At 41.0% G+C, this 14,155-nt stretch carries 6 protein-coding genes; 4 read left to right on the forward strand and 2 right to left on the reverse strand.

Features of this window, described 5'->3' with window-relative positions:
* The first annotated feature begins 14 nt into the window (after positions 1-14).
* Complete coding sequence (locus IQ226_RS15405) at positions 15-3,221, forward strand: glycoside hydrolase family 15 protein (RefSeq protein WP_193896728.1); 3,207 nt, start codon at positions 15-17, stop codon at positions 3,219-3,221.
* Between the two features lie 247 nt (positions 3,222-3,468).
* Here IQ226_RS15405 and IQ226_RS15410 read toward each other — a convergent pair whose 3' ends face one another.
* Complete coding sequence (locus tag IQ226_RS15410; protein WP_193896730.1) at positions 3,469-3,816, reverse strand: Rieske (2Fe-2S) protein; 348 nt, start codon at positions 3,814-3,816, stop codon at positions 3,469-3,471.
* Positions 3,817-3,967: 151 nt separating this feature from the next.
* Here IQ226_RS15410 and IQ226_RS15415 point away from each other — a divergent pair, with 151 nt between their 5' ends.
* On the forward strand, positions 3,968-4,861 hold the full coding sequence (locus IQ226_RS15415; protein ID WP_370567160.1) for a bile acid:sodium symporter family protein: 894 nt from the start codon (positions 3,968-3,970) through the stop codon (positions 4,859-4,861).
* Positions 4,862-5,434: 573 nt separating this feature from the next.
* Here the strand turns inward: IQ226_RS15415 and IQ226_RS15420 are convergent.
* On the reverse strand, positions 5,435-10,126 hold the full coding sequence (locus tag IQ226_RS15420; protein WP_193896733.1) for a glutamate synthase-related protein: 4,692 nt from the start codon (positions 10,124-10,126) through the stop codon (positions 5,435-5,437).
* 1,305 nt (positions 10,127-11,431) lie between these two features.
* Between IQ226_RS15420 and IQ226_RS15425 the strand changes: the two genes are divergently transcribed.
* Both IQ226_RS15425 and IQ226_RS15430 read left to right on the forward strand, forming a co-directional pair.
* Positions 11,432-13,285: a phosphodiester glycosidase family protein gene (locus IQ226_RS15425; RefSeq protein ID WP_193896734.1), complete on the forward strand. Its 1,854-nt coding sequence runs from the start codon at positions 11,432-11,434 to the stop codon at positions 13,283-13,285.
* Positions 13,286-13,716: 431 nt separating this feature from the next.
* On the forward strand, positions 13,717-14,133 hold the full coding sequence (locus IQ226_RS15430) for a phosphomannose isomerase type II C-terminal cupin domain (RefSeq protein ID WP_193896737.1): 417 nt from the start codon (positions 13,717-13,719) through the stop codon (positions 14,131-14,133).
* Positions 14,134-14,155 lie beyond the last annotated feature (22 nt).

Consider the following 14,155-nt stretch of genomic DNA (forward strand, 5'->3'; position numbering starts at 1 on the left):
GTAAAAGCGCCATAATGACTACATCTACCACATCCCCAACTTCCTTAGATTTTTACTATCAGCAAATCAAGACAATTATTTTAGCGCGTCAAAACCCCATTACTGGTTTATTACCAGCGAGTACCGCTATTACTGCTCATGGAGATTATACGGATGCCTGGGTGCGAGATAATGTGTATAGTATTTTAGCAGTTTGGGGTTTAGCTTTAGCCTATCGCAAATTAGATCATGATGATGGGCGAACTTATGAACTAGAGCATAGTGTAGTCAAGCTAATGCGTGGGTTGTTGTTTTCTATGATGCGACAATCTCATAAAGTTGAAAAATTTAAACATACACAATCTCTATTAGATGGACTTCACGCCAAATATAATACGGCTACAGGTGATATAGTCGTCGGTGATGATGAATGGGGACATTTGCAACTTGACGCGACATCTATATTTTTATTAATGTTGGCACAAATGACCGCCAGTGGATTATCAATTATTTTTACATTGGATGAAGTGAACTTTGTCCAAAACCTAGTTTATTATATTGGTCGAGCTTATAGAACACCGGATTTTGGTATTTGGGAACGGGGAAATAAAATTAATCATGGTAGTGCAGAATTAAACGCTAGTTCCTTGGGAATGGCTAAAGCAGCTTTAGAATCTATAAATGGATTAAACTTATTTGGTGTTCATGGTAGTCAAGCATCAGTAATTCATGTTTTACCAGATGAAATTGCTAGAGCCAGAATTACTTTAGAATCATTATTACCTAGAGAATCAGGTTCTAAAGAAATTGATGCGGCGTTATTAAGTATTATTAGTTATCCTGCTTTTGCGGTGAAAGATGAGCAGTTACGAGAACGCACCTTGAATGAAATTATTAGTAAACTTGAGGGAAAATATGGTTGTAAACGGTTTTTGCGAGATGGACATCAAACCGTTTTAGAAGACACAGAACGCCTCCACTATGAACCTGGTGAACTTAAACAATTTGAACATATTGAATGTGAATGGCCCTTATTTTTCACTTATTTAGTTCTTGATGGTTTATTTCGGGGTGAACAAGCACAAATTGAGAAATATCAGCAACTTTTAGAATCATTGTTGGTAGAACAGAATGGGTTACAGCTATTACCAGAAATTTATTATGTTCCTGAAGAAAATATAGAAGCTGAGAAATTAAATCCTCAGTCTCAGTTAAGATTACCAAATGAAAATATTCCTTTAGTTTGGGCGCAAAGCTTATATTATTTGGGTAAAATGTTAAGCGAAGGCTTAATCTCGTTGGGAGATATTGATCCTTTAGGAAGACATTTAAACGTCGGAAAACAGCGCAGTGCTTTAGTTCAAATTGCTTTAATAGCAGAAGATGAAGCTCTACAAACGCAATTAGAAGTATATGGAATTGAAACTCAAACTCCTACCCAAGTTGCACCAATTCAAATTAGAAAATCCGAAGAACTTTCCCAAATTTATACGCAAATTGGCAGAAATGATCAATTGGGTTTAACGGGTCGTCCTTTGCGAAGACTGAGAAGTTTAACGATATCAAGATTCTTTCGGATTCGAGAGCAAACAGTTGTCTTTTTACCATCATTTCTAGATTCTCAACAGTTTTATTTAACTCTTGATTATCATTTTTTAGTAGATCAAATTAGAGGTGAATTGGCTTATATTCAAAAATGCTGGAGTGATTTAGGTCGTCCGACTTTGACTTTAATGATTACTCGAACTATGCTAGAAACTGGTTCTGAAGCATTATTAGAATTAATGCAAGAACTCAAAGATGGTATTTGTAACGGAGTCAAGGTGAAATTAGGAAAACTCAATCAATTAATGCTGACAGCAGCAATTCAAAGAATTGATTTTTTGTCAAATGCACAATTCTCTCAATCCTCAGTTGCAAATCGGGGAATCCGTTGTTATTACCTGACTTCTCATTTAGAAAAAAGTTGGTCTTTGGGACATACCCAAGAATTCCAAATGGAATGCGAAACTAACTTAGATCTATTATTAAAATATTTGCGCTCATCAGAAAATATTTATGAGCAAATTGAATTACTGCAAACTTTAACTCGGTTACAGGGTCTAGAATTTGATACAGGCTATGCGGGTCCTACCCATGCTGTCACTGTAGCCGATTTACTTGATGAAGTTTATACTAAAGCCGGGGATTTAGGTTTGTGGGCGGTGGTGCGACGGGCTGCGGGTTTACGCCAAATGCTCGATATTGGCTTATCAGACGCGATAACGAGTATTTTGGTGCAAGGTAAGCAAATTGCAGTTGGGAGGGCTTATAGTCAAGCTTCTTTGATAGTTGTTCCTATATCTGGAAGTGAAATTACTGAGAAAATTAATAACTTTTGTCGTGAGGATATACGAGATAGAGTTTTAACCCAAGAAATTCTCATTTATCTTGGTGTATTAATCAAATCAGAACCAGAATTATTTCGGGGATTTCTGACATTAAGAGTCGGTTATTTGATTCTTTTAATTACTAGCGAGATAGCCAGAGAATTCATCCTCACCCAAGATGAAGCTTATGAAAGATTAATGCAATTATCACCTTTTGAAGTGAAAATGCGTTTACGTCAAGTGTTAACTGGATATAGTGGGGTGAGTAGTTTATTACGTCAACAGGAATCATTGCACGTTAAACAAAAAGAAAGTGATATTGCTTGGGTTGTCCTACCTGTAATTAGTGAAGAAGCAGAAGTTCCTCCTGATGGTTGGCGGAGATTTCGTCAAGCAGAAGGGGCATTAAATCGTGTACCCAAAGACTTTTTTAAACAAGTTTGGCTATTAATGCAGCATTGCAAAGGTTTAGTTATTGGTGATAAATTGGAACGCCGAAATCGGTTAGAAAGTGAAATTATGCTTTCGGAAATGACAGCAGGAGAAAGAAATTTTGCTTTGTTAGTTGAACATTTGCTGAATAAAATTGAAGCTCCAGAATATCGCCAAGTTAATGTAGAAGCTTTGATGGAATTGGCTACAATCGTGGCTAATAACCCTAAGTTGCAAATTGAGGAATATATAGTTTTAGATGTGTTAATCGGTCACGCTGTCCGGTTAGCGTGGTTAGAAACTCATCCCCATCGTAGCAATTATTATGATGAAGATAAAGCCAGTGCATGGCCATCATTTTATAATAGTTCGCCCCAAGATTGCGCCAATTATATTTTGAAGGCGTTTAGATTCTTGACGGAGTTTGTGAAAGATGTTTAAACTCATTTTTAAGGTGAATTAAGATGAATAAGGTGACAAAACCAAAACTACCATTCAAGTTTTTATGAGTTTTCACGGGATTTTCCTTGGGGTGTGACAGTTGTGGGTGCAGAATGTGGGATACAGAGTATGGGAACGAAAAAATGAGAAAGTGAGAACCGGACAAGGTAGTTAGGATATCAATTAATCGTGAAATTCAGATTTATGGGCGCAGGCCCTGCGCCGCTACTTTTGCTATTATAACTGGTTAGACATCAATTAAAATGTTGCCTGCTTCCACTTTGATAGGATAGGTTGGTAGGGTTTTTTCCGAGGAAACCATTGACAGTAATTTACCAACTACGGGTGGGAAGGGACACCAAGTTTTTACTTCTCCATTACCCAAGTCAAATGCACTGCGGTGGAAGGGACAAACTATCGCCCCATCTTCAATTTTTCCTTTTTTCAAAGACATTTTTAAGTGAGGGCAGGTATCATCTACAGCATAAAGCTGATTTTCGTGGTTTAAGAGTAAGATCTTGCGATCGCCCACTTTGACTACTTCCCGCGCACCAGCAGTCAGTGCGTTAGCAGCTAAAACTTGAGTCCAAGCCATGAGATTCTCCTAATTTTAATAGACCTATTCTTAGTTTCTCGCAATTGTGTCCTATGCGATCGCTAATCATAAGTTACCAGTTTGCAGATGTTCCACCATTGACCCCTGTTATCTAGAAGGAAATCACAGTCTGATATTATCTTTTTGTATTATTCATCCAAAATTGATTATGGAAGCAAGCTTATTGACTAAAGTTATGTTACCAATAGCTTTGGCTATCATTATGCTGGGAATGGGTTTATCTCTTGCACCCGAAGATTTCCAACGGGTAAGGAAATATCCGAAAGCCGTCTCAATTGGCTTAATCAGTCAGTTAATTTTTTTACCTATTATTGGTTTTGTGATTACTAAAGTTGTCCCCATGCAACCGACAATGGCAATGGGGTTAATGATAGTGGCACTTTGCCCAGGTGGAGCATCCTCAAATATATTTACATTCCTCGCTCAAGGTGATGTTGCACTTTCAGTCACACTGACTGCTTTTAGTAGTGTGATTACAGTATTTACAATTCCGCTGTTAGGAAACCTTGCATACCAGCACTACATTGGCGAAACTGCGGCGATTACCCTACCGATTGGGGCAACAATAGGACAAATTTTTCTGATGACGCTTTTGCCTATCGGATTGGGAATGGGAATGGGGCAGCTATTTCCCGAAATTGCCCGTCGTTTGGAAAAACTGACTAACCGCCTCGCAGTTGGTTTGCTGGCGCTAATTATACTCATGCTCATCATTCGTGAGTGGAACAGTATCCCCGAATTTATTCTCCAAGTTGGAGTTGCGGTTGTGCTGTTAAATGTGATCTCAATCTTGGCGGGATTTTATATTAGCAAGGTGTTTAAACTCAATCCTCCTCAACAAATCTGCATTGCCATCGAGGTTGGTATTCAGAATGGCACATTAGCGATCGCAATTACGGCTGGACTACTCAACAATCCTGATATGGCAGTACCGGCTGCGGTTTACAGTTTATTTATGTATGTAACCGGCTTTATTGCTATTAGTTACGGTAAAAAATTGGCTACAACCAACTCTATTCATTGAACATTTTCAAAATTACTAAACCAATCAATTTTGTAGGGGCAAACCCCCCGTGGTTGCCTCAAATACCGGGATAGGCACGGAGGCGCTACCCCTACATTAAATCCAAATATTTTATAACCAAAGCCAGTAGGGGCGCAGACCCTGCGCCCAAAATAGGGTTAACAAGTGCGTACTGTTTTTGCTAGGGGTGTTTTTTCCCGTGATGTAATTTCGTAGTTATCAGCTTCGAGTAAAGTTGCTTTGATGGATGCACGAATCTCAACCACTATCAGATTTTTTCTTTAACCAGAAATTAAATGCCAGGCTTGGCCGTGAGCGTCAGCCGAACGGTTTTTCAGTTGTCACCTCCTAAAAGCTGACACTTTTTGAACTTCAAAATATCTAAAACCCTTTACCTGTAGAGTTTTCAGATTTATTTAGCAAGCCCTATTAATTAAATCCTGGAAATCCTCAAATCCTGTAGATCCTGATTCTGACAAAAAAGGATTAAGAGGATGAACAGGATAAATACAGATAAAGTATTTAATTAAATCCTGTAAATCCTCAAATCCTGGACATCCTGATTCAGACAAATTACACAGAACTCAATTGTTTTTCTGCTACTTTGGCTTCTGGACTATCAGATTCAGAAGGTGGTACTAATTGCCAGAATTTAGGTAAGTATGATTCCCAATTAGCAATAATTTCCTGTGCCTTGGGTGAACCAGTTTTCCGGGCATGAGTTTGAATTAACTCATATAATTGGTTTACTCCCGCCTCACTCACAACCCGTTGCACTTTGACGATCGCATGATTGACAAAATCAGGGAAATTACCGACTTCATCAAGGAAATAGGCTAAACCGCCTGTCATACCTGCGCCCACGTTGCGGCCAGCTTTACCCAGAACCACAATTACACCACCAGTCATATACTCGCAGCAGTGATCTCCAGCCCCTTCAATTACCGCTGTTCCTTTGGAGTTCCGCACCGCAAACCGTTCTCCAGCCAACCCATTGGCAAATAACGCCCCACCTGTTGCACCATAAAGGCAAGTATTCCCCACAATTACGTTTTGGGCTGGGTTGTAGGTGGCATTGGTTGGGGGCTTAATAATAATCTCCCCACCGTTCATACCTTTGCCTACATAGTCGTTAGCTTCACCAACTAGGGTGAGGGTGACACCATCGAGGTTAAATGCACCGAAGCTTTGCCCTACACTACCCTCGAAATTGAGGTTAATTTGCCCCTTGAAGCCGTCGTCACCGTATTTATGAGCGATCGCCCCAGTTAACCTTGCACCAACTGTTCTATCGGTATTTACAACCGGGAGGGTTTTACTAACTGTGCCATGATTGCCAATAGCAGCTTGAATATCGGCATCAGCTAGTAATTGATCATCTAAAACAGGTCCATTGCTATGAACCTTCTCATGTGTTAACCAACTGCGATTAACTTTTGCATCTGGTAGTTTAGTTAAACAATCTAAATTCAAAGCCTGGGTTTTATTCAATTTGATTTCAGAACGGACTGTTAATAAATCAGCCCTACCAATTACCTCTGATAAAGAACGATAGCCCAATTTAGCCAACAGACTCCGCACCTCTTCCGCAATGAAGTAGAAGAAGTTAACAACGTGTTCAGGAATGCCAGTAAAGCGTTTCCGCAGTTCTTCCTTCTGAGAAGCTACACCCACAGGACAGTTATTAGTGTGGCAAATCCGCGCCATAATGCAGCCTTCCGCAATCATGGCTATGGAACCGAAGCCGAACTCCTCTGCCCCCATTAACGCCCCAATCAGGACATCCCAGCCGCTTTTGAGACCACCATCTACACGCAAGATGACGCGATCGCGCAAACTGTTTTCCATCAATACCCGATGTACTTCCGTTAACCCCAATTCCCAAGGACTACCCGCGTGTTTAATTGAAGAAAGGGGTGATGCACCAGTACCGCCATCATGTCCCGAAATTTGGATAATATCGGCGTTAGCTTTAGCTACACCCGCCGCAATTGTGCCAATCCCGATTTCTGCCACTAATTTCACGGAAACTTGGGCTTTAGGGTTAATTTGGTGCAAGTCAAAAATTAACTGGGCTAAGTCTTCAATGGAATAAATATCATGGTGGGGTGGTGGTGAAATCAATGTGACACCGGGTTTAGAACGGCGCAACATGGCAATATAGGGGCTTACTTTCGGTCCAGGTAGTTGTCCACCTTCCCCTGGTTTTGCACCTTGGGCAATTTTAATTTCCAGTTGTTGGGCTGTAGCTAAGTATTGGGGAGTAACACCGAACCGTCCCGATGCAATTTGTCTAATGGCACTTGCAGCCCTGTCACCATTCCGCAACCCATTGAGATGGGGGAGAGTAGGCGATTTACCGTTAGTATCCACATCTCTCAAAATATTGTAACGAACGGGATCTTCCCCACCTTCACCAGAATTAGATTTACCACCAATGCGATTCATAGCGATCGCTAAAGTTTCATGTGCCTCCCGGGATAACGCCCCTAAAGACATCCCACCCGTACAGAAACGCTTCACAATATCACTAACTGATTCTACCTCTTCTAGAGGAATTGACGAGCGCTCGCTATGGAAATCTAGCAAATCACGCAACGCCGTTACCGGACGATTGTGCAGATGTTGTTTATAAACTTCATAATGGTCATACTGCTTACCATTAACCGCCTTATGCAGCGACTTCGCCAATTCTGGGCTATTCATGTGGTATTCACCACCGGGACGGTATTGCACAAAACCTAAGTTTTCCAACTTTTTCGCCGTCAATTCCGGGAAAGCCTTACGGTGGAAAGATAACACCTCTTGCGCTAACTCACTCACACTTAAACCACCAATGCGGGAAGTTGTTCCCCGGAAACCCAAAGCCAACAAATCACCACCAATCCCAATAGCTTCAAATATTTGCGCCGCTTGATAGCTGGAAAGTAGAGAAATTCCCATCTTCGAGAGGATTTTCAGCAACCCAGATTCTACAGCTTTGCGATAATTTTCTACGGCTTGATCTAAAGTCAGTCTGGCGATTTTACCCCTTTCCATAAACTGTTGGGTTTTGGGTTCAGCCCACCAAGCGGTAACAGTATCTAGGGCCATGTAAGGACAAACCGCCCCCGCACCATAACCCAGCAAACAAGCAAAATGATGGGTACTCCAACATTGGGCTGTATCCACAATTAAGGATGTTTTCATCCGTAACCCTTCACGGATTAAGTGATGGTGAACCGCACCAATGGCTAATAAAGGAGGAATATAAGTATATTCTGCCGCAATCCCTGTATCTGTTCTGTCACTTAATATGAGAATCTTCGCACCAGCCCGCACCGATTCCGCAGCTTGTTCTTGCAAAGATTCCACAGCCGTTTTTAAACCATCTGGTCCTGTGGCTATGGGAAATAAAGTTGACAATTCAGCCGTTGCAAATCCTGACAACTTAATAGTTTCTAATTCTGTCTGAGTCAGGACAGGTGACTCCAACTTGAGTCTGCGGGCGTATTCTGGTTTAGGTTCTAATAAATTCCCCTTTTCACCCAACTCCACAGTTAAAGACATCACCAACTTTTCCCGTAATGGGTCAATGGCTGGGTTAGTAACTTGGGCAAATCGCTGTTTAAAATAGTCATACAGCAAATGGGGTTTTTCTGACAATACAGCCAAAGGAATATCATCCCCCATACAGAAAGTTGCTTCTGCACCGGTACTAGCCATAGGATGAATCACCATTTCTACATCTTCTATGGTGTAACCAAAGGCTATTTGCTGCTGTAATAACAGTTGCGTATCAATTTTCTCAGGAGTTGGTGATAAATGTTCATTGCCATTACTGAGGCTATGGTGTCCATTACCGTTACCATTAACTAATATATGGCCTTTAACTAAGTTCCTCAATTCCAGACGGTGTTGTTGCAACCATTCCCCATAAGGATGTTGTTTAGCAATGCGCTGTTTAATCTCCCAGTTCTTTAAAATTTCCTGGGTGTTTAAATCTACCGCAATCATTTGTCCAGGTCCGAGTCTACCTTTTTCGAGAATGTTTTCTTCTGGGAAATCCACAACTCCAGCTTCGGAGGCAACAACAATATAATCATCTTTGGTAATGACATAACGCGCAGGTCTTAAACCATTACGATCTAATGTCGCTCCAACTTTTTTGCCATCGCTAAATACTAACAGTGCTGGTCCATCCCATGCTTCTTGCAGACCGCTATAATATTCATAAAAATCCACAATTTCTGGATATTCAGCCAAGGAAGGTTGATTTTTGTAAGCTTCAGGAACCATCATCATTAACCCTTCTAGGGGGCTACGTCCCGATCGCACCAACAACTCTAGTACATTATCTAAAGTAGCGGAATCACTATTGTCAATGTTCACCACTGGCTTGAGTTCCTCAAACCTATCTTCCCAAATCGGATGACTCAAAGTAGCTTCCCGTGCCATCATCCAATTAATATTCCCCAACAGAGTATTAATTTCTCCATTATGACCTAATAGCCGCATAGGTTGGGCTAACGGCCATTTAGGCATAGTATTGGTACTAAAGCGGCGATGATATACCGCAAATGCCACTTTAAAAGCCGGATTTTTTAAGTCTTCGTAAAAATCCCCCAAAACAGCGGAACGCACCATGCCTTTATAAACAATTGTGCGACTAGATAAAGAACAAACATAGAAATCTTCAGAAATTTTTCTGCCCGCTTGCATAATTCGACGACGGGCAATGTACAATTCTCTTTCTAGCTCATCGCCGCTTTTATCAGCACAATAAATGATCACTTGTTCTATTTGCGGCTGATTTTCTTTTGCTTGTACCCCTAATATTTCAGGACGTACTGGAACTACTCGCCAGCCCAGAATAGTTAATTTTTCTTCTGCTGCTATTTGCTCAAATGCAGTTTTAGCAGCTTTGGCGGCTATTTTATCTTGGGGAAAAAATACCATCCCCACAGCCATATTACTCAACTTGGCAAAATCAATGCCATGATTGTTATCTTGTGCCAATAATTCCCAAGGAATCGCTGTTAATATCCCCGCACCATCTCCAGAATCTTGGTCAGCACTACAACCCCCTCTATGTTCTAAGCAAGTTAAAGCAGTTAAAGCTTTATCCAAAATTTCATGACTGGCAATATTTTGACGATGGGTAATAAACCCGACTCCACAAGCATCCCTTTCTTCTACTAACCATTTTTGCCCTGGATATGCATCTGAAAAATTAGTATCTGACACTATAATTTGCTGACCCTGATTTGATGGTTGATGATTCATACTCTATTCCTGAAAATGGTGAGGTACAGATGTTGTTATTACTGCTAGAGGGAAATTTTCTCAGTTTTGGCACTGGATAAAAATACATACAGCAGGAGTCAGGAGTTAGGAGTCAGGAATAAAACTGGCTTGCTGTCCGGCTTTGAATTTAGATCCTGTACCTCATTAATCTGCAATCTGCTGTAATTACCAAAGTTTAGAGATAACAATTTTAGCTTGACTTTTAGCCAAAGCTGTGCTACCAATGCCTATTTATTTTTTATTTGTTTAATGCACTGTAAAGACAAACTACCCTAATCCATAAGAACCTGTAAATCCAACGGTTTTGAAGTTTGCAGTTTTTTGCTCACGGCTGATCACCATGTAAGCTATTCTTGTTCTTAGCTGATTACTGATAGCTCCCGAAAATTAGCCTATTTTCACTATATGCCCATTTGACAATTCCTAAAACATATCTATATTTTCCCTGTATTTTGGCTGTTTATTTATTATCAACCACAGGAACTTCAGATTTTAGATTCAAACCCCAAAACCTAAAATTTTAGAGATAAGGGTGTCCGAATTTCACCTTTAACCCCCGATAATATCAAGGGAAGCAGCGCCGGGGGGTTTCCCCCATGAGCGACTGCTGAACCCCGAAGGACTTTCCCATTCCAAGGTGTCGTGACTCAAATCACGGCTACCATGAGACTAAGCTCACCTGAGTTCGGTGTTAGGAGTTTCTCCTTAGGAGACGCTACGCGAACGGAGTTTCTCCTTAGGAGACGCTACGCGAACAGAGTTATGATTTTTTCAACGAGATCATCAGGGTTTGAGACTCATATTTGGGGCAGTTTTCCAAAAATTATCTTATGTCGAACTCAGGTAAGCTCAGGGTGGTCTGGTCAGCACAGCTTGCTTGACTAATCTTGCAAGCTCAGTCCCTTTAAGGCTGGGTTACTCACAGCAGTCTCCAATTAATTTGTATTATTTAAAACAATTGCAGTTAGTATTTTTAGCATGATAGTTGTTTGCTACTTTGAATAAGAGACAAAAACCCAGTTTAAATAGTATCACGAATATTTCTAAAAAAGGTAATTATTTTTTAAATTTTCTGATAGATTTTCGTTAGAGGATGTTTGAAAAGTTGATGGCGAATATAATTCGCTACTACACAAACGAAGTCCACCCATTCCTTCGGAACGCTACGCTAACGTGGACTAATGAAAAGTCAAGGTTTTTAACCCACGAAGGTGGGTTTTGCCTGTGTAGCCGCGATTTCTAATCGCTGGGTTTTGCATAATCACGTTCCCACATACCGAGTCAATGATTCTGAAAATACTGAATTCTGTATTACCGCTACTGTCAACAGTGCTGTGTTTGACTGCTACTTATGGGGCATTGGCTCAAGATACTCCTAGTTTACCAACGCCCGTTCCCAATGCGGTTAGTGCTGGTAATCAAATTATTCTCAATGGCCGGACTTTACCAGGTGCATGGTTACAGCCAACAACAACCACCGTTAAAGGACAAACTTATCTGAGTGATGGCGCACTTAATCAACTGCTAGGAATAAATCTACTCAATAGTAGTAATCCTAGTAAACAACCAGTCCAATGGTTTTCTGGCTTGACAAATCCCCCCATTCTTAATACAAGTCTTAGTGGAGGATATCGCTATTTAGACATTACTCAATTAGCACTTAAACGGGGATGGAAAATTCAAGCCAATGGCAATACCTTGGTAGTTGTTACTCCTCCTTCCCAACTCAAAAACATTCGCGTAGGTAAACAACCAAAAGGAGATAGGGTTGTTTTAGATTTGGATATGGCGACTCCTTGGCAAATTCGCCAAGAATTACCAGTTAAAAGAGTAGTAGATCCTGATGAGATTATCCCTAAATCTACCACACCACCCAATCGAGAATGGACTATCACCCTAGATGGTACTGCTGATCCGGCTTTAATACAACGCTATAACTCTCAACCTACTACACAACCAACTCCCCCATCAATAATTCAAAAAGTGGAATTAGTGAATAATCAAACAATTGTTCGTTTGAGTGTTCCCTTTGGTCTGTCTGTACAAGTTAGCACTATTCCCCAACCCAACCGCTTAGTGATAGATATTAGACCTGATGCAATGGTGGAAAAAACTATTACTTGGGCGCAGGGATTACAATGGCGACAGCAGTGGGTAACTTTAGGAACGGATCGCTTTCCTGTGGTTTGGTTAGATATTAATCCTCGTGCAATGGGATTAAGCATTAAGCCTATATTAACTAATCCGCAAACATTAACTGGTACAGCCCCTTTAATCCAAACTGCTCAAAATTACTTAGCAGTAGCCGCAATTAATGGTGGTTATTTTAACCGCAATAATAGATTACCTTTAGGCGCAATTCGGCAAGATAATCAATGGATATCCGGTCCAATTCTCAACCGAGGAGCGATCGCTTGGAATAATAACGGACAATTCTATTTTGGTCGCCTCACCCTTACAGAAACCCTAATTACCAACAATAATCAACGATTACCCATTTCTTTACTTAATACTGGCTATGTTCAACGCGGTATCGCTCGTTATACTCCAGCCTGGGGAAATACTTATACACCCTTAGCTGATAATGAAACTATCGTAGTTGTCGAAAACAATCAAGTAAGGAATCAGTTAGCAGGAGGTAAAAGTGGTATAACGGCTATTCCCATTCCCGAAAATGGCTATCTCCTCATCTTCCGTAACCAGACTCCACAACTACCTATTGGCACAAAAGTCTCCCTGACGAGCGCCACTACCACACCTGAATTTAGTCGCTACCCTCACATTATTGGTGCAGGTCCTCTATTAGTCCAAAATCGGCAAATAGTTCTGGATGGACCAGCAGAAACATTCAGCCCTGCTTTCATGACAAGTCAAGCAGTTCGCAGCAGTATTTGTACCACTTCCACGGGTAATCTTATGATTGCTGCTGTACATAGTCGGGCTGGTGGTGGTGGTCCAACTTTGGCAGAACAAGCAAAATTAATGCAAACAATGGGTTGTATTAATGCTTTAAATTTAGACGGTGGTAGTTCTACCAGTCTTTATTTAGGCGGTCAGTTACTTGACCGTTCTCCTAACACAGCAGCCCGTGTTCACAATGGTATTGGGATTTTCATATCACCAAAAACTTCTAAGTAAGTAGCTTGGCGTTGAAAATTGTCGTTATAGCAAGGGAACAGGGAACAGGGAACAGGTAATTGGTAATTGGTAATTGGTAATTGGTGAAAACAATTCTTTCTTCTTTCTTCTTCCTCCTGAACTCCTGACTCCTGAACTCCTGACTCCTGAACTCCTGAACTCCTGACTCCTGAACTCCTGACTCCTGAACTCCTGAACTCCTGAACTCCTGACTCCTGAACTCCTAGCCCTCACAAATAACTTTTCCGCAAACCCTACATAATCCATTATTTTTTTGATGAAGACTTTATGTAGACAAATTAGTTTCCGCAAGGGACTTTACCGTTCAATGGAGAGTTTTGCTATCTTTATCAAAGTGGCTAAATCTTGTCCCTTTTCCATCAACTGTTCCCACTAAAAACCAGTTTGTTATGTCTTCATCTGAGGTAACTATGGCTAAATTATCAGAAACTGCCCCAAATACTCTCACTCTGCAACCAACAATTAATTCTAGAAGTATTGCCGCTGGTGAATTACGTCCTTGGGGTTCTTTCACAGTCTTAGAAGAAGGGCGCGGATATAAAATTAAGCGAATTGAAGTAAAGCCCGGACATCGCCTCAGCCTACAAATGCACCACCACCGCAGTGAACACTGGATTGTTGTTTCCGGTACAGCTAAAGTAGTTTGTGGCGACAGAGAAATCTTATTAAGCAATAATCAATCAACCTATGTCCCCCAATGTACAACCCATCGGTTAGAAAATCCCGGTGTGATTCCCTTGGTTTTAATTGAAGTCCAAAATGGCGAATATCTCGGAGAAGATGATATTATTCGCTATCAAGATGATTATGCCCGTTCGGAAAAGTAGGCAGGGGGCAGGGGGCAGGGGG

The organism is Dolichospermum sp. LEGE 00240 (assembly GCF_015207875.1).
Lineage (GTDB): Bacteria > Cyanobacteriota > Cyanobacteriia > Cyanobacteriales > Nostocaceae > Dolichospermum > Dolichospermum gracile.

What these genes read in the sequence shown, in the direction of transcription:
- IQ226_RS15405 (WP_193896728.1), top strand. Translation starts at nt 15, where the DNA reads ATGACTACATCTACCACATCCCCAACTTCCTTAGATTTTTACTATCAG.
- IQ226_RS15410 (WP_193896730.1), bottom strand. Translation starts at nt 3,816, where the DNA reads ATGGCTTGGACTCAAGTTTTAGCTGCTAACGCACTGACTGCTGGTGCG.
- IQ226_RS15420 (WP_193896733.1), bottom strand. Translation starts at nt 10,126, where the DNA reads ATGAATCATCAACCATCAAATCAGGGTCAGCAAATTATAGTGTCAGAT.
- IQ226_RS15425 (WP_193896734.1), top strand. Translation starts at nt 11,432, where the DNA reads ATGATTCTGAAAATACTGAATTCTGTATTACCGCTACTGTCAACAGTG.
- IQ226_RS15430 (WP_193896737.1), top strand. Translation starts at nt 13,717, where the DNA reads ATGGCTAAATTATCAGAAACTGCCCCAAATACTCTCACTCTGCAACCA.